Source organism: Anabaena sphaerica FACHB-251, from assembly GCF_014696825.1.
In the GTDB taxonomy this organism is placed as follows: domain Bacteria; phylum Cyanobacteriota; class Cyanobacteriia; order Cyanobacteriales; family Nostocaceae; genus RDYJ01.
Genome location: NZ_JACJQU010000002.1, coordinates 33792 through 51684, shown reverse-complemented (window position 1 = coordinate 51684; position 17893 = coordinate 33792). Strand labels below are relative to the sequence as shown.

Below are 17893 nucleotides of genomic sequence, written 5' to 3'. Positions count from 1 at the left end.
CAGTGGTGAAATTACAAATAAAAGAGATTATTGAAATTCTTAAACAAGATTTACCGACGTTGTTTGAGCAGGATATTTCTTATGATATCTATTCACAGGATATTTATTTTAGTGACCCGGTGAATAAGTTTAAGGGTAAGTTTAATTATCGGATTATTTTCTGGACTTTGCGTTTTCATGGTCAGTTGTTTTTTACGGAAATTGCTTTTGATTTACATGATGTGTCTGAGTCTGAGGAGAATACGATTTTAGCAACTTGGACTGTGCGGGGTGTTTTGCGTGTTCCCTGGAAAGCACGGTTATTTTTTAATGGGTATTCGACTTATAAGTTGAATGATGAGGTTTTAATTTATGAACATATTGATACTTGGGATAGGGAACCTGGGGAGATTTTAAGGCAGTTTTGGCAGAAGGGGGAATAACCCTCTTTCGTCAAACCGGGAATTATATCATGTCCGTTTGTTGAAGCTTTATCTGTATAGGACTCCTATTTGATTTTTGATAGCTTGCGTGGCGTAGCCATACAAACTCAGTACACCTTATATTCCTTCTTTTCTGTTCCCTGTTCCCTGTTCCCTGTTCCCTGCCTCTACGAGTAAATTCAGGAATCAAACCGGATTCCTATATGAGTGCAGACAATAGGAAAGAGTACAAAATTTATTATAAGTAATTAGCCGGAGATAATCTCACAAAAATAATTACCTAATTTTCACGCTCCACATATGGAGAAAATTTTGAAACATTAATTTTAATAAAACGCTAAAAACATTGTTAAATAAAGGTTTCTGATTTTATGTTGCCGAAAGAGGGATAGGTAATTCGGTACGATAAAACCAATGTATTGTATATTTAGTTTTGTCAAACCTGTGAAATTGACTATTTCTTTGATCAGGTATTTGTTGATTTTACATTTCATTACATAGGTTGATATTCTAATGCCAACTTACTTATACTTGATCATATGTTCTTAATTGAAAATATAGGTTTTATCCCTGATGTTAGGTTTTAACATACAGATTTCTAAGTATATATGTCCTTTTACTGTATTAGGACTATTAATTACGAGTAGCACTATAAATTCTGTAAATGCAACTGTTCAAGCTGCCAATTTAAGTGTTAGTATAGCCACCACAAAAACTGTAGAAGCTATTACTCAGCAAGATAATAATGTAGCAGAAATCAGGGCTGTCTTTGACGACAACATGAGAGCGTTGAACACAGAAAATCTTGATTTGGCTATGTCTACAATTGATGAAAACTCTCCAGAGTACGAAGAAACTAGACAGTTGACACAAAAAGTTTTCGATACCTATGATTTGAAATACGAAATTAACAAATTTGAAATCCTGGAAATTTCTGATAATAAAGCAAAAGTTAGAATTACTCAGACTACTAAGAAAATTAGTGGGCCTGCATTCAAAGATAATGTCTTGGTATCTACAAATACTCTCAGGAAATCGAATGGTCGCTGGAAGATAGTATCAACAGAATTAGAAAGCGTCAATTATCTCAATTAGATTGAGTGATGTCTAGGATGGGATACTTCAATGCACTGTCGGGTCTTGCTCAATTTGGGGTTGGTGTTGAATGTGGGTAATGATTGAACCACGAAGGAGTGAAGAGCGCGAAGGAAGAGGGGAAGAAGGAAAGAGAGCGATCGCATTTTTCAGAGAAATGAGACTAAATTCTGAATCTTTACTTTCTTTTCTTTGCTCCTTTGCGTCTTTGCGCGAAATCACAATTTACAGAATAACGAACCGCAGAGACACAGAGGATACAGAGGAAGAGTTTTAGAGAGTTTTTGGGTAGGTGATGTTTACTTCCTGAAAATCCTTAAATCCTGGAAATCCTGATATGGCTTGCGCCACGCTACGCTATCAGACACCTTCCCAGTCTTCTAATTTTAATTCAGGAATACGCGAAAACTCCCTGGTATTGTGGGTGACTAATATCAAATTATTAGCTAAAGCGATCGCACCAATTTGTAAATCATAACCTCCTATGGGTGTTCCCTGATTTTTGAGTTGAGAGCGGAGATCTCCACATATAGCAGCAGCTTTACCATCAAAAGGTAAACTGACAAAATCTGCAAAAAATTTTTGTAGAGTTGCTAGGTTTTCTTTTGTACGAGAACTATTATATGCCCCATAATAAAGCTCAAATTTTATAATATCACAAATAACTACTTCTTCTGGAGATAAAGAAGTAATACGCTGATAGATCGAGGTATTGCGACGGTTAATATAACCAATACAAGTATTTGTATCTAACAGATAAATCATAAAAATGGTTCTCTTTCCGATTGTTCTTCCTGGGGCGCTCTTTCTAATACTTCTCCTTCCCAAGCTCCAAATGTGCTAAGAAATTCTGGAGACCATTGACGCTTTTGTGGTTTCTGTACTTGTTGATAAACGATAATTACTTCTACATCCGCATCTTTGACTTCCGGTAAAGGTATGTGTAACATCCCATCATTACCAACGTGAGATTCTAACTTCATAGTTTGCATCATTAATATTGCTCCATATCTGCTGATAATTCTTATTTGTTATATTATAATCTTCTTCTCTTCCTTTGCGACTTTGCATGAAACCAAATTACCTTTTTATTCTCCCTATCATATTTATGATTATCTTCTCCTCTCTGCGGCTCTGCGACTCTGCGTGAGAATTTAAAATTTAAAAACGAACCACGAAGGAAGAGGAGTTACAGAGAGTTTTTGGATAGGTGCTGTTTATTGTCTTTAAACAACTGCCGGATATTGTTTCAACACCTGCTTTAAATATTCCCCAGTATAAGAACGTTGATTTTTTGCTACTTCTTCTGGTGTTCCCGCAACAATAATTTCTCCTCCTTTGTCTCCTCCTTCTGGTCCTAAATCTATTACCCAATCCGAACAACGAATGACATCTAAGTTATGTTCAATGACTAAAATCGAATTTCCTTTATCTACCAATCTTTGCAAAACATCCAACAATTTATGCACATCGTAAAAAGACAATCCTGTGGTTGGTTCATCAATTAAATACAAAGTTTTCCCTGTCGCACGTCGAGATAATTCTGTTGCTAATTTCACCCGTTGCGCTTCTCCACCAGATAAGGTTGTGGCTGGTTGTCCTAACTGTACATAACCTAAACCTACATCTACTAATGTTTGTAATCTGGTGACTGCTTTGGGAATGTTTTCACAAAATGCTAATGCTTCCTCAACGGTCATGTTGAGAACGTCAGAAATTGATTTATCCTTATATTTAACTTGTAAAGTTTCTCGGTTGTATCTCGCACCTTTACAAACTTCACACTGTACATAAACGTCAGGTAAAAAGTTCATTTCAATGACATTCACACCCTGTCCGCTACAAGCTTCACATCTGCCACCTTTGACGTTGAATGAAAATTGTCCCGGTTTGTAACCTCTGGTTTTGGCTTCGATGGTTTGGGAAAACACATCACGAATAATATCGAAAACGCCGGTGTAAGTTGCGGGGTTGGAACGGGGAGTTCTGCCTATGGGTGATTGGTCGATGACAATGGCTTTATCAACACAGTTTAAACCTTTAATTTCCTCAATCTCTTTTGGAAAAGGAACTCTTTTTAAAAGATGATGTTGTAAGGCTGGATAAAGTAACTCATTAATTAAGGTAGATTTTCCTGAACCAGAAACGCCGGTGACAGCAACAAGTTTACCTAAAGGAATTTCTACATCTATATTTTGTAAGTTGTTACGATGGGCATTTCTAATGGTTAAAGTTCTGCCATTTCCTTCTCTTCTTTTTGCTGGGGTATTAATTACTCGTCTTCCTGATAGGTAAGCACCTGTTAATGAAGCTTCAGCCTTTAATAAGTCCTCTATATTTCCCTGAGCAATAATATGTCCCCCATGAATACCTGCACCTGGACCAATATCAACTATATGATTCGCTGCGCGGATGGTTTCTTCGTCATGTTCAACGACTATTAACGTATTTCCTAAGTCGCGTAATTTGGTTAAAGTTTTCAACAAACGTCCGTTATCTCTTTGATGCAAACCTATACTTGGTTCATCCAAAACGTAAAGAACTCCTGTTAAACCCGAACCGATTTGAGTAGCTAATCTAATGCGTTGAGCTTCCCCACCTGATAAAGTCATTGCCGGACGATCTAACGTCAGATAATCTAAACCCACATCTAATAAAAATTGCAATCTGGCTTTAACTTCCCTCAACACCAAATCAGCAATTTGCACTTGTCGAGGAGTCAACTTTAAATTTTCAACTCTTTCCCGACATTCTCGAATGGAAACGCCGGTTAAATCTAAAATTCCATATTGTCCCAACTTCACAGCTAAAGCTTCCGGCTTTAATCTTTTACCTCCACAAACCTCACAAGGTTGGTCTATCAAATATTCTTCCAACTTCTGTTTAACTAACTCCGTTCCTCCCTCATATTGCCGTTGCAAAATCGGAATCACACCCTTAAAACTCTGCGTCTTCTGCCCCTCTGCGGTTCGTTTGTCTTCCCCATATAAAACAATTTGCTGCTGTTCTGGTGTCAACTTCCCCCACTGGGTCTGTAATTCAAACCCATAAGTCTGTCCCAAACTATACAGCAACTCCAAATAATAAGAATTTTCCTTTTCTGACCACGGTGCGATCGCTGCATACATAGGCGAATCGGCGTTAGGTACTACTAACTCCGGGGAAAATCTTTTTAAAGTTCCAATTCCATGACAGTGAGAACAAGCACCATAAGGAGAATTAAAAGAAAACAAACGCGGTGATAATTCTTCCATTACCGCACCATGTTCTGGACAAGCAAAGTTTTCTGAAAACACCATTTCTGATGGTGATTCTTGTGCGGAAATACCTTGATTTTCTTCCCCAGTTGTTATATACTTACTATCAGACCGCTCCAGCGATGCCTTATCTAATGTGCTATTTAATACATCAATTAGTGCGATTCCGTTAGATTGCTTAAGGCACGTAGTCAGAGAATCGACTAAACGCTCCTGAATATCGTCTTTCTTAACTAGCCTGTCAATAACCAGTTCTATAGTATGTGTAATATTTTTATCCAATTCGATAGAATCAGACAGTTCTCGCACCTCTCCATTTACCCTGATTCTGACAAATCCTTGCGCTGCTAAACTGGAAAGTAATTTGCGGTGAGTTCCCTTTTTGCCCCGAACCACAGGTGCGAGAATTTGGAAACGGGTACGGTCGGGAAGTGCCAGGATGCGATCGCACATCTCGTCAATGGTTTGGGGTGCGATAGAGCGATCGCAGTGAGGACAATGGGGTTCACCAGCGCGGCCATATAGCAACCGCAGATAATCATAAATTTCTGTCACCGTCCCTACAGTAGAACGGGGATTATGGGAAGTTGATTTTTGGTCAATGGAAATCGCTGGACTTAAACCTTCGATTGCTTCCACATCTGGTTTATCCAACTGTCCCAGAAATTGCCGAGCGTAGGCGCTCAGAGATTCCACATAACGCCGTTGACCTTCCGCAAAGATGGTATCAAACGCCAAAGAAGACTTACCCGAACCAGAAACACCAGTAAACACAATTAACTGGTCGCGGGGTAATTCCAAATCAATATTTTTCAGATTATGCTGCCTAGCGCCCCGAATGCGAATAGTATTCTGGCTGTTCTGGGGGTAGGGAAGACGACCGTTTAAAGATGTTGCTGGTTGATCTGGCATATTGACAGCAGGAAGGTTACACTGCGAAACAGCTTTTCATAATAACGTAATTTTCAATGATTTAGTATCACTGCTAATTGGTAATTTTCCCCTCTGATAGAACTTCCCTCTGTTCTTCCTTCGTGTACTTTGCGTCCTTCGTGGTTCATTTCTGCTAAAACAATTCAGAGGGAACAGGGAACGGGCAACAGGGAACGGGAAAAACTCATGTTTAAAAACATGAGATTGAAATAATGACACTGTTTTTTTCGTTGCTCGTCATCTTGTAAAAACATCTTTTTTTTGACTGAGCTTTAAACTCAGAACTAAAGTTTCTTCTCTGTTCCCTGTTAAGAGTTCCCTGTTCCCTTTTTTGTAACTATTAGATTATTATATGATTTTGCTGATATTACCTCTATGTAATTTATCTATACCCAAATTATTAAACATTGGTTTGAGTGTAGAACAAATAACTGAAGCTTTGAGTTTATCAGTGGAAGAAGTACAAGCAATTAAGTAAGTCGGTGGAAAAAAACTGAAGTATGTAACAACAAGTAAATTCACCAAAACCCTCTTCTCTGTTCCCTGTTAAGAGTTCCCTGTTCCCTTGTCATAACGACAATTTTTAACACCCACTTACTTACTGAAACATAACTACTCAGAAACTCGATTTTCTGAATAAGTCGAGTTTCTGGTTATTATTTAAAATGCACTTTAGGAAGATTATCTGCAATATTTGGTTGTAATTGAGCATTAGAATTAACAGGATCACCCGGTTGAGAAATTATCAAACTTGTCCCCAAGCCCAATAATATTCCCATAGCACCTAAACCTAGTATAGCCATGTTCTTTCTCTGGTTTATTGCTATCCAGAAATTATCTATGATTGTACCAGAACCCATGACCCGAATTAGCTTTAATGCTGCTAAAGCTTCAGCGGCGTTTGCATAGCGTTGTTTGCGGTTAGGTTCTACCATTTTCTTTAACCATGACCGAAAACCCGGACTGATATGAGGAAGCAATTTATGAAAATTAACCCGATAGTGATCATCAATTAATTTACCAATATCCGCAGCACGAGTATTAGTAAGTAAGCAAATTAATGTAGCACCTAAACTATATAAATCTGAAGCTGCTGTTAAAGGATATCCAAATTCTTCTTCTGGTGGGATAAACCCAGGTGTACCAGCAACTAATGTACTCAAATCTGTTTTTTCATCCTGTGTTTTTGCTAAACCAAAATCAACTAAATAAGCCTGTAATTTCTGATCTACTAAAATATTTTCTGGTTTAATATCTCGATGAATAATCGGAGGAGATTGCTGTTGTAGATAAACCAAAATTTTTAGAATTGATAAAGCAATTTGTTTAATTTCTTCAGGATGAAAGCAGCGTCTAAAACCTAGAGATGGCGCTTTTTTATATTCCTGGACTAGATAGAAAAATCCTGGTTTTTCAAAAGAATCTATATAATGAGGGATGCGGGGATGATTCAATCTTTGTAAAAGTTCAATTTCCCGTTCATAAGCTTTCACACCAGACCAGTCAGCAGTTGTAATCGCAAAACAAAATTCTTTAATTACTACCTTTTGCTGAGAGTTGATGTCATTAGCTAAGTAAGCAATACGTCCTCCTTCTGAGTTTCGTCCTAATTCTTGAATTACTTGATAGCCAACTTTGGAAAAATCTGGATAATGATTCTGAGAATTACTCGTTTCATCTCCATGATTGACATCAAACTCTAGCATAGAATACACATAAAGTGGAGTTTGTCAAGATAAAATTGAGATGCCAATTAGGTAATAAGTAATGGTCTTCTCCAATTACTCATTACCAATTACTCATTATCAATTCCCGATGGTTTATATGTTTTACCCTACAGACTTCCAGGTTTTCTGTGTTAACCAGTCAATAATTGCAGCGTTGACAACATCTGGAACTTCATCATGGGGACAATGACCGGCACCAGGAATAGGTACAATTTTGATATCTTTACCCTTGTTACCCGCCTCTTCGTAAATCTTAGCTCCGGTAATTGGTGTCCAAGGATCATTAGCACCCCAAATTACTAATAGAGGATATTGTACCTTAATTAATAGTTCCTCTGGGGTAGGTCCTGGAGGTGCGGTGAGGATGGAAGCAAAAACTTGTTGCGCTCCTGGATCACAAGATGGTGTATAAAGTAAATCAACAAGTTCATCTGTCACAGCGTGGCGATCGCCGTATACTTGATACAATGTGCGGCGAATTTGCGATTTTTGGCGAATGCGGTTAAAGACGAATTTACCTGTCATTGGGTTAGCCACCAACTTATTAAAAGTCCCCATGAAAACTCTTAGCACTGGGTTCAATTCATGGGGACGGTGACTCAAACCACCCGCAGAGTTAATCAATACACCCCCAGCCGCAATTTCAGGATGTTCTGTGAGCAGGATTAAACTCAAAAGTGCGCCAATGGAATTACCAATAAATATAGCTGGTGTTTGAATGTGTGCATGATAAAAATCTTTTAATAGCTCTACCCACACTTCCATGCTATAATCAATGCTTGCTTTATCCGAACCACCAAAACCCAATAAATCCAAAGCAAACACCCGATAACCAGCATCGGCTAAAACAGGGATATTTTTGCGCCAGTGACCGATGGAAGCACCAAAGCCGTGAATGAGTACCAAAGGCTGACCTGTACCCATGACAGTATATTGAATTTTGTAATCTTGCCAAGTCCAAACTTGTTTTTCTATTTGTCGATTCTGGGTTGTGATCGTCATTGGTTAAGATTCCTAAAGTATTGTTTCTTTATGGTAATCCTCCTGGCATTCTAGACAAAATATGATAGAAAAAACCACATAAGATGTACACTAGCACCTGTAAGTTTCACTTAGCATCAAAAAACTACTGAACATTCTCGGTGTAGTGTTGCATTGTCTAATAAAATACTATGATTTTAAGTAAATTAACTCATTTAAGCAAAGTCCTGATTGGCTCAGTTTCTGTAATGGCAGTGTTGCCAATACATTCTACTTTGGCAGCATCAGATTTATCTGTTGTATCTGCTACAATCCCATCAAAACCAAGTCATGATCATCAGCAGCTGTTATCACAAAAAAATTCTCGTGAAGAAGTAGATATAGATACGACAACAACTCCTGAAGGGGAAAATGTCAGTCCGACTGCTTCTGTAAAGAGGGAAAAATCAGGATTTAGTTTGTATATTTGGCAACCAGGCGGCACAGTTTCCGAAGTAATTGCCCGAATTTCTATCAAGGGTAAATATGGTGATAAATATCACAAAGAAAGATTTTTAGGAGATTACAAATATAAAATTAAGCAAAAAGCCAAGTTTGTGAATGGTTTTAAATTGGGCGATCGCATCGTTGTCCGATTGTATGATACAAACAACCGTTTTATAGGCTACACCGAATTTGCTTGTTTACCTGACCATACAGCCGTCAACCTAATTTTATCAGCCAACCCAAGCGAATATCCAGTAGTGCGAGTCTTTTATGGCACAGATGCCAATGAAGATGGTATCGTTGACAGAGATAGCACCGCCAATTTCGACTACTTTACAGAACTTAGCAATCAAAAAGTTACTTTCCTCACCAGTTCCGAAAATATCAATATTGCTCAATACCAAGCTGCTGGTTTTGCTAACGTTGCTACTACCAGCGTATATCCTATCTCCTTTAGTGAAGGTGAATTTGCCTTAGCTGGTAAAACCATTAACACAGTTGATCCTAACTTAGCCAAAGCCTTGACTGCGACTCCTGGGAGTTTGGTACAGTTAAGCCAACTTAGCAACAACTCCACATTTCAACTGCACCAGTTGTTGGGTAAATATCGGGAAGTAGGAGTAGCTAAAAATATCCGAGTTACATTTTCTGATATTCCCAAAAATTACTGGGCTAGAGATTACATCGCAGAATTGGCAGCGATGGAAATAATTGATGGTTATCCCGATGGTACATTTCGTCCTAATGCCCCAGTCACTCGCGCCCAACTAGCCGCCCTGTTGCAAAAGACATTTATCAAAAGTAAAGTGCGAAATGCGATCGCTTTTCGAGATGTTCCTCAAGATTATTGGGCTTACGATGCCATCCGCGAAACTTACGAAATGGGCTTTTTCACCGTCCTTGGTAGCAGAGACTTCAACCCCACACAAAAACTTACCCGCCTAGATATTTTGATCACCCTAGCAAAAGGATTGAATTATAAATTTACCGGTTCAACAAAAAATATATTATCAATTTATAGCGATGCCTCCAGTATTAGAAGCGAACATCGAGAATTTATTGCAGCATTAACACAAAATGGTGTAATTGTCAACTATCCTAATGTAAAATTGCTGAATGGTAAAAAACCTGCTACCAGAGCAGAAGTAAGTGCTTTGTTATACAGAGGTATGGTTAGTGCCGGAGAAGTAGCAGATTTTGCATCAAAATACACCATTAAGCCTGTTAAATAGGTGACAGGTGACAGGTGACAGCGAGGGAATAGTGATTAAGTCTCATCATTTTTCTGCAATTTTACCAGTTTCACAGATTGTTTTTAATTGGCAGAAACCAGATTTTATCGAAGTTTTAAAAAATGCAGCTAATTCTGCTGAACTAACTGTAATAGGTGAAGTGAGTTTTGCATTTCAACCACAGGGAGTATCAGCAGTAATTTTATTAGCAGAATCTCACATAGCCTTACACTTTTGGCCAGAAGAAAGTAAAGTAACAATTGATATTCATATCTGTGATTATCAAAAAGATAATTTAGCCAAAGCGCGACTTTTGACACAGATACTCACACAAGAAATTAGTAGTTATGAATATCTGAATAATTGGCATTATTTATCTATTACTGAGTAAAAAAATACATCATAGCTTAGAACCCACAAGTCACAGAAGAATGAACCACGAAGGAACGAAGAACACGAAGGAAAGAGGTTTTGAGAGAGATTTTACGTAATTCCTAAAATAGTTTTTATTTGCTATACTTACAGTGAAACAATGTATTGACGAAATCAATTCATTTGTGGACGAAACCACTACACTCTCGAAAAGAGTTGCAATGAACAAGTATTTAGAATTCTTCAAAACTCTTCACGATGAAGTTGCACCAACAGGTTATTTGGGTCGGGGTTCGCATTATTCTGTGCTTCGATCTGTTGTTTGGCATGACAACTTGCAGCATCCATTGACCAAGCCTGTTTACCATGATTTAGCTATTATTTGGGATGAAGATCACGATATCAGGGTAATTGAAGTTGTTAAGTTGCTTTATTTCGCAGGACTCATCACACCCGCTATTATTGTTGGAGAACGGAAAGGCAGTTTCACACTGCTAGTTTCTGAACAGACTGTTGAAGAAGCTGGTAAAAAGTGGCTATCTAGGTATCAACAAGCTATTGAAGAAATAACACAATCACTTGATGATCCTTGGTCAGCTGAAGTTGCATCCATTAATTCACGCGATCATGGGATCATTAATGATAACTATGAAAAAGTTTCGCAGTACCTTCAAACTATAAATATGCTGTGGCAACTTGGCATCAAACCAGTGCAATAATCAACATCAGGTACACCCCTAAACCCCTAACTGTTAAAAACACCAAGCAATTAAAAAAGAAGCAGCAATATAAGCAAAAGCCTCTATTAAACCAGCACCCACATTAGGTATTTCTTGATTAACAATTTCATCAGAAATTTTCACACCAGGAACTAAAATCAAATCTGCTAACCAACGAATTCCGACTAAAGAAAGCAAGCAAAATACTAGAGTTAAACCATATTGAGTAAAACTAACCAACCAATTGGTAAACTCCGGATAAAAAGCCACTCTCACAATATTACCAGTAGCAATTAATAACCCTGCTAAAGCGACACCAGCAGCGGGGTTATTGCGTTTTTCTATTTCTGCAAATACATTATATTTAGTCACACGGGGATAAAGAGAACTGACTACAACAAGTACAAGCAACCCTATTAACCAACAAACCAAAGATACCCACCAACCACCACTTTCACCAGATAACGCAGAATTTAAAATTAAGCCATTAGCAATGTGATTTCCTGCTTCCACATTAGCAGCACCCAAATTTCTATCTTGAATAATTTCCCGTTCACAATTAAACTGACGTAAAATAAATTTATCACCTACCCATGCACCAGCTAACATAAATATAATTACTGTTGCACCATAGGCAGCTAAATTAATAATTCTATCTTGCCAATTAACAGCACTTTGTCCTAAAACCCCACCCAAAGCAATGACAATACCAAAATAATAACCTACCAAAGCAATAGCCACAGCAGGATTATCTTTAACAAACAGTTCTAAATTTAATTCTAAGCGTGTACGAAATAACTTTTGATAAGCTAATTGACCTACCCAAAACAGTCCAAAACCAACCAGTAATTCTATAATAATAATACCTGATTGATTGAAAAAATTGATCATGATTTCATTCATTTTCACCACCTGATAACTTTTGAAATAAACTAATTAATGTATCTGCTAATTGGTCATAGAAAAAGTAATCATGAGCGCCAATAGTTTTGATATGTGTACCGCCAAACTGACTTTTAAACTGAGAAAATTTCGCATAACCGTGATTACTGTCACTAGTAAAACCATAGAAATCGTAAACTTGACAACCGCGCAGTTTTGCCCTTTGGATAGCTTGCCAATGTAAGCCATAATTTGCCATTACTTGTCTATGTAATAAGCTACTACCACCATATAAATAAGTTGCAGTCTGACCACAATAGACTACTAAAATGGCAGCTAATATTTCTCCATTCCAAGTGGCTAAACCAATTTCTGCCATATTCTCTTTAAATAAAGTTTGACAGAGATTAATAAAAAAACCGTAGGGTTCACCAAAAAACTCTTTACGTTCTACAGTTTCCCAAAACAAATCATAGAATAAAGGAATATTTGGGGAATCATTACTAAATTCAATTTCTACGCCATAACGTTGACTCAGGCGAATATTGTAACGCCCTTTTGGTTTCATAGATGCTAAAATTTCATCTATATTTGGACGTAAATCAACTAACAAAGTTTCACAGGGTAATAAGTCAGCAGGTGCGCGAACAAAACTTTTGATATAATCAGGTTTTTCCTGCCATAATGGTTCAATTCGGAGAGCTATTGCACCCTGTTCTCGTGCTAAAATCTCCCCTTTCTCTAACAATAACTGCATACCTATTTCTGGATTATTTTTTGGTAAAATAGGACCACCAGGAGTAAATAATAAATTGGCTTTATTGGTATGGGGATATAAATAATAAATCCACCCACCCACCAATTCATCATTACTGAATAATCCATAGCGAAATGTTTTATAACCTTCTAATTCCTTAAAATCAGCCCAAATGGAAGTTTGCATAAAACAACCAAATTGAGAAGATTTAACCAGCAAATCCCAACTTGTAATTTCGGAATTGTTCAATTCTCTAACAGTAAAGGATAAACTGTTATTAACTGATGAAGTTTGAAAATAATTGTTAATGTTATTAATTTTCATTTATTACTATTCTGCCAACGTCTGATAATGCTATATAACCAATAACCTCCAAGATAAGTTAATACAAAACCTAAACCTTTCCAATCAGAATCACCACCCCCATAACTACTACTACTGCTACTACTACGACCACCACCACCATAATATGAACCTTTAGCAAATACCGAATCCGGTGCTACTAGATTAGCCATTAATAGCGTTATAGATAACAAAGTAATAAATTCAACCATTTTGGGATTTAGCTGTCCTAAAGGCTGATTAGACTTAACTTTATCAGCTAAATTTTTTAATTCACTAGCAATTTGTGGTGGTAATTCCTGCGCTCTAGATAGTAAACTATTGAGTAATTCTTTTAGGTCTATTTCCGATAATAATTCTTGGAGATTATCTAACCAAGATGTTGTCATCTTAGGGTCATGGTAGGGATGGCGTACTGGTAAAAATTGATTGATATCTGGTAAGTCTTTTTCCACATCGGGAGCAGCATAAATATTTTCTAACCAAAACTTAGCTACAGTTTCCAAATCCAAGGAATTAATATTTTCTATTTCTGCATTTACCTGTTCCTCAATATCTAAAAAATTAAGATATTCACCTGAAGTTAAAGTTAGATTTTCTGATTGAGCGTGATAATTCAAAAGATAATAAAATAACTGTTCATTTTCCAGAGTGTGAATAGTTACTTGATGACGAAATGCTGCTATTGATTCCTCAAATATAAAGACTTGCAATAGATTTTCCCGTGTTAAATAATTTAAATTAGTGGGAAAATAGATATTTTCAATTTCTGTCCTCAGAATACCCTGTGATGAACCCAAAAAGAAACCCCAATTACCATAACCATGTCCACGAAATGAGGGAATCTCAATTTGTAAGGGTTTAGTGAATAAATTTACTGATAACAATGTTTGATACAAACACCAAAAAGCTTGATTATTTCTTGTTGGTGAAACACCATTGACAGCAAGTATTCCAGAGGTAATTAAAATGCGGTTAACTTCTTGAAACCATTCCTGACTATAGATTCTCGCTTCTTCAGAAGAATTAGGACAGGTGAAATCACAAATTATAACATGATAACAATCATCAGCCAATTCTCTAGCAAATCTAAAAGCTTCTTGAGTGTAGACAGTTACTTTATCATGTTCTAAACTGCCTAAATTATAAGGTTTAAATACTGTGTTGGCTAATTCAATTACATCTGGATTATAGTCTACTAAATCAATTTTTTTAACTTGCTCAAAACGGAGTACATCCCTAGCAGCTAAACCATCACCACCCCCACAAATCAAAACCCGTAAATCTGTATCAGGAAATCTTTGTATTGCTAAAGATATAGCAGGGATTACCAGATGTTCATGATAAATTGCCTCATCAGCACTATCAAACTGCAAATCTCCATTGATATAAAAGGCAATACCATCATGATAGTCTTCAATAAATAAGGAAGTAGACATAAAAACCTTTACCCAAATATAATTAATAATATACCAGTTGAAAAAACTATAATTGCCAGTATTAACTCAGTCATTAAAGGACTGGTAAAAATTGTCATCTGACGTTGTGGACCCACACCTTTTTGAATCTTGGAAAATTCTTTAGGCTTGACTACTTTAGTTGAGTAAATATCTAATGTTCGATCAGAAAAAGCTTCTATTGCTAAGTTAGTAAAATCGTCCTTGTCCCAATAATCCCAAGTAATTCGAGATTTTGTTTTTCCTTTAGCATCATAACTTCCTTCAGTTTGCGAATCGAAATAATAGGACTTATAAAAAAGTTTCAATTCTGGATAGGGTGTAGTTAATGCTTGCATTTCCTGCCATAATCTAGGTACTATATCTTCTTTAGAGTCTGGCAGATATAAATGCACATTTTCCAACAAATTGGAGATATACCAAGTTACAGAATTAAGTTCTTCCGTGGGGTCATATTCTCGCAATAAGTAATATTCTGACCCACCTGATGATACTAACAACCATTCATCTGTTTGATAACCTTGAGGGTCTTGATAGGTGCTGTAATCTTTTATATCCCAGTCTACACTAGAATACATGACGCGATCGCCCGGACGCAAGCCATGAAGTTGAGTTTCAATATCAACTGTATACATACAGGTTCAACCATGAATAACTGTAACTTTCACAACCGAGTTGAGAGTTACATCACTATATAATCTATTCCTAGTTTTTTGCTAGAGAATTTTAAATCACTTTACACAATAATACCAGTATAAGAAAATACAAATTTAATTTTAGATCCCCTACTTCTCAAAGAAGTCGGGGATCTGGGTAAACTCTGAATTAAATGAATTAAAATTAATTCAACTTCCATGCATATAAACATCTCGGATAGGAAAGGGAATTTGAATTCCTTCTTGTTGATAGCGTTTGTGTAACTTTTTCACAAACAAATGTTTACCAATACGCTGATCAAAATATTCACTGACACGCATATAGAGTGTATAGTCTATACTACAATCATTGAAAGTGTGAAACCTAATATAAGGTTCAATTTTAATTAATTCCGGTGCAATTTCCTGCATAACTTCTTTAGCAACTTCTACAGTCACTCTTTCCACTAATTCCAAATCGCTATCATAACTAACACCTACATTCATAGTTAAAGTAATTTCTTTTGCAGGTAGATGATAATTAGTAAAAATTGCCGAAGCCAACTTAGAATTAGGAACAATGATCACATTATTGGAAATTTCCTTAATCGTCGTATTTCGCCAGGTAATATCTGTGACATAACCCTGATTACCATCATCTAATTTTACATAATCTCCAGTTCGCACCTGCTTAGAAATAACCAAATAAAAACCAGAAAATAAATTAGCCAAAGTATCTTGAAGAGCTAAACCTACAGCTAAACCTCCAATTCCCAATGTAGTAACTATGGGAGTAATTTCAATACCCACAGTTTGCAAAAGGATTAATGTTCCCAAAACTAAAACAATAGTTTTAGCGAGGTTAGATAGTAGCGATGTAGGAACGCCTTCCGTTCTTTGGACAAATAAATTTACAAAGCCAGATGTTAGTCTAGCTAAGACTAACGTCACTGAATACAGTAAAATTATAGTCAGAATTTTTTGCAGAACATTAGCAATATCTGGCTTGACAGGAGAACTAAGAATAGCGCCAAAAAAACCTGCTAGAACAAACCAAATAAAGGTCATTCTATGCAGTGACTGAAATATAATCGTACTGCCAGGAATTTGTTTATTAATAACAAATGTTTGAATTTTCTTAAAAATAACTTTTTCGCCAATTATGCCAGCCAGAAAGCCAACAATAATAAATATAAGGGGTATAATCCACTGCATCATAGTAATAGTTAATTCGGAATTGACAACTTAAAATTAGGATATCAGCATTAGTAAATTATGCCCGCTAAATTTTACCTTGTTATTTGCCAGAAAATCAGCCGAAAATATTGTCAAAGTCAGGTAAGTTATATTTTTAGCTTTTGCGTCACAGTATAGAGGTGGGGTAAAAATGTAATTGTAAACCAAAATCTATGTATACTGTATAATAGTCATCTTACCCAAAAAATATAATACATGATTATAGCAGTCATAAAACATTGCAGATAAGATTACTATAACCAAAGAAATACTTCTAACCTGGTTATTTTTATGACATAAAAAAATTAATAAATTAAATTTCTGTTGATCACAATCTGACTTTAGACTGATTTCTTAGACTTATTCTCAGTAGTTGTTGACGTACAAATCTCTCGGTTTACCTCACCTAAGTAATGGATTTGCCAATTATTTACCATCTAGATTATATTGCGCCTTTACCGCCTGGGCATCGCTTCCCCATGTCTAAATTCCGACAACTGTATGAACTGCTGTTAGGTGAAAGGGTAGCACATCCAGAACAGTTTCACATTCCTGAACGTCCACCACAAGAATTAATTGAGTTAGTCCACACCCCCAACTATGTGCAAGCTTACTGCGAAGGAACATTAGAACCAAAAGCACAAAGACGCATCGGTTTACCTTGGAGTCCAGCTTTAGTAAATCGTACCTGTGTCGCGCTAGGTGGGACAATACTAACAGCCAAATTAGCAATAAATCAAGGTTTAGCTTGTAATACTGCGGGTGGAACTCATCATGCTTTTCCTGATTATGGATCTGGTTTTTGCATTTTCAACGATTTGGCAGTTGCTTCCCGCGTCCTTCAAAAATTAGGACTTGCCAAAAAGATTTTAATAGTCGATTTAGACGTACATCAAGGAGATGGAACCGCCTTTATATTTCAAAATGATGACAGCATTTTTACATTTTCCATGCACTGCGAAATCAACTTCCCTGGTACCAAACAAAAAAGTGATTTAGATGTTTCTTTACCACTAGGAATGGAAGACGATGCTTATTTACAAACTTTAGCTAATTACCTGCCAGATTTATTATCAGAAATTAAACCAGATATAGTATTTTATGACGCTGGAGTTGACACCCATATGGATGATAAACTTGGCAAACTAGCCCTAACAGACACAGGAATTTTTCGCCGAGAAATGCAAGTTTTAACCACCTGTGTTAGTGCAGGTTATCCAGTAGCTTGCGTTATTGGTGGTGGTTATGCAGATGATATGAAATCCCTTGTTTGGAGACATTCTCTATTACATCGAGCCGCAACTCAAGTTTATCAGCAATTTCATCTTTAACCTCAAAAATCAACCAACATCTTCCTCTG

18 protein-coding genes are annotated in these 17893 nt (G+C 36.7%); 7 read left to right on the top strand and 11 right to left on the bottom strand.

What is annotated here, in order from left to right; translation table 11 throughout:
* Positions 1-2 precede the first annotated feature (2 nt).
* Positions 3-422 (top strand): C6orf136 family protein, encoded by a 420-nt coding sequence (locus H6G06_RS03960; protein ID WP_422387041.1) that lies wholly within the window; start codon positions 3-5, stop codon positions 420-422.
* A gap of 573 nt (positions 423-995) precedes the next feature.
* The gene (locus H6G06_RS03955) at positions 996-1517 is read left to right on the top strand and encodes a TcaA NTF2-like domain-containing protein (RefSeq protein ID WP_190557329.1); all 522 of its coding nucleotides are present in this window, start codon (positions 996-998) and stop codon (positions 1515-1517) included.
* A gap of 27 nt (positions 1518-1544) precedes the next feature.
* On the opposite strand, the gene H6G06_RS03950 is transcribed toward H6G06_RS03955, so the two are convergent.
* From H6G06_RS03950 to uvrA, 4 genes are all read right to left on the bottom strand, one after another.
* Positions 1545-1739 (bottom strand): hypothetical protein, encoded by a 195-nt coding sequence (locus H6G06_RS03950; protein WP_190557327.1) that lies wholly within the window; start codon positions 1737-1739, stop codon positions 1545-1547.
* A 138-nt stretch (positions 1740-1877) separates the two neighbouring features.
* Positions 1878-2282 carry a type II toxin-antitoxin system tRNA(fMet)-specific endonuclease VapC gene (gene vapC / locus H6G06_RS03945; RefSeq protein WP_190557325.1) on the bottom strand — a complete coding sequence of 135 codons (405 nt, stop codon included), beginning with the start codon at positions 2280-2282 and terminating at the stop codon, positions 1878-1880.
* Positions 2279-2512, bottom strand: a complete 234-nt coding sequence (locus H6G06_RS03940; RefSeq protein WP_199306582.1) for a hypothetical protein — start codon at positions 2510-2512, stop codon at positions 2279-2281. The genes vapC and H6G06_RS03940 overlap by 4 nt, the downstream gene beginning before the upstream one ends.
* 231 nt (positions 2513-2743) lie before the next feature.
* The gene (gene uvrA / locus H6G06_RS03935; RefSeq protein ID WP_190557323.1) at positions 2744-5686 is read right to left on the bottom strand and encodes an excinuclease ABC subunit UvrA; all 2943 of its coding nucleotides are present in this window, start codon (positions 5684-5686) and stop codon (positions 2744-2746) included.
* A gap of 373 nt (positions 5687-6059) precedes the next feature.
* Here uvrA and H6G06_RS27745 point away from each other — a divergent pair, with 373 nt between their 5' ends.
* A complete protein-coding gene (locus H6G06_RS27745) occupies positions 6060-6185 on the top strand; it encodes a hypothetical protein (RefSeq protein ID WP_277875165.1) in 126 nt (41 codons plus the stop codon).
* A 178-nt stretch (positions 6186-6363) separates the two neighbouring features.
* Here H6G06_RS27745 and H6G06_RS03930 read toward each other — a convergent pair whose 3' ends face one another.
* Together H6G06_RS03930 and H6G06_RS03925 are read right to left on the bottom strand one after the other, a co-directional pair.
* Positions 6364-7413, bottom strand: coding sequence for a serine/threonine protein kinase (locus H6G06_RS03930; RefSeq protein ID WP_190557321.1), 1050 nt, complete (start codon positions 7411-7413; stop codon positions 6364-6366).
* Positions 7414-7536: 123 nt separating this feature from the next.
* Complete coding sequence (locus H6G06_RS03925; RefSeq protein WP_190557319.1) at positions 7537-8436, bottom strand: alpha/beta fold hydrolase; 900 nt, start codon at positions 8434-8436, stop codon at positions 7537-7539.
* A gap of 170 nt (positions 8437-8606) precedes the next feature.
* On the opposite strand from H6G06_RS03925, the gene H6G06_RS03920 reads away from it, so the two are divergent.
* The 3 genes from H6G06_RS03920 (at position 8607) to H6G06_RS03910 (ending at position 11224) form a co-directional block, all read left to right on the top strand.
* Positions 8607-10133 (top strand): S-layer homology domain-containing protein, encoded by a 1527-nt coding sequence (locus H6G06_RS03920; RefSeq protein ID WP_190557317.1) that lies wholly within the window; start codon positions 8607-8609, stop codon positions 10131-10133.
* A gap of 7 nt (positions 10134-10140) precedes the next feature.
* A complete protein-coding gene (locus H6G06_RS27210; protein ID WP_338422906.1) occupies positions 10141-10524 on the top strand; it encodes an S-adenosylmethionine decarboxylase family protein in 384 nt (127 codons plus the stop codon).
* A 202-nt stretch (positions 10525-10726) separates the two neighbouring features.
* Positions 10727-11224: a hypothetical protein gene (locus H6G06_RS03910; RefSeq protein ID WP_190557316.1), complete on the top strand. Its 498-nt coding sequence runs from the start codon at positions 10727-10729 to the stop codon at positions 11222-11224.
* A 33-nt stretch (positions 11225-11257) separates the two neighbouring features.
* Here the strand turns inward: H6G06_RS03910 and H6G06_RS03905 are convergent, their stop codons facing one another.
* From H6G06_RS03905 to H6G06_RS03885, 5 genes are all read right to left on the bottom strand, one after another.
* On the bottom strand, positions 11258-12127 hold the full coding sequence (locus H6G06_RS03905; protein WP_190557314.1) for a DUF350 domain-containing protein: 870 nt from the start codon (positions 12125-12127) through the stop codon (positions 11258-11260).
* A complete protein-coding gene (locus H6G06_RS03900; RefSeq protein WP_190557312.1) occupies positions 12120-13187 on the bottom strand; it encodes a lipid II:glycine glycyltransferase FemX in 1068 nt (355 codons plus the stop codon). Before H6G06_RS03900 ends, H6G06_RS03905 begins: the two co-directional genes overlap by 8 nt.
* The gene (locus H6G06_RS03895) at positions 13184-14644 is read right to left on the bottom strand and encodes a spermine/spermidine synthase domain-containing protein (protein ID WP_190557310.1); all 1461 of its coding nucleotides are present in this window, start codon (positions 14642-14644) and stop codon (positions 13184-13186) included. Before H6G06_RS03895 ends, H6G06_RS03900 begins: the two co-directional genes overlap by 4 nt.
* An 8-nt stretch (positions 14645-14652) precedes the next feature.
* Positions 14653-15297, bottom strand: a complete 645-nt coding sequence (locus H6G06_RS03890; protein WP_190557309.1) for a DUF4178 domain-containing protein — start codon at positions 15295-15297, stop codon at positions 14653-14655.
* A gap of 210 nt (positions 15298-15507) precedes the next feature.
* Positions 15508-16515, bottom strand: coding sequence for a mechanosensitive ion channel family protein (locus H6G06_RS03885; RefSeq protein WP_190557307.1), 1008 nt, complete (start codon positions 16513-16515; stop codon positions 15508-15510).
* 431 nt (positions 16516-16946) lie between these two features.
* Here H6G06_RS03885 and H6G06_RS03880 point away from each other — a divergent pair, with 431 nt between their 5' ends.
* Positions 16947-17864, top strand: a complete 918-nt coding sequence (locus tag H6G06_RS03880) for a histone deacetylase family protein (RefSeq protein WP_190557305.1) — start codon at positions 16947-16949, stop codon at positions 17862-17864.
* Positions 17865-17893 lie beyond the last annotated feature (29 nt).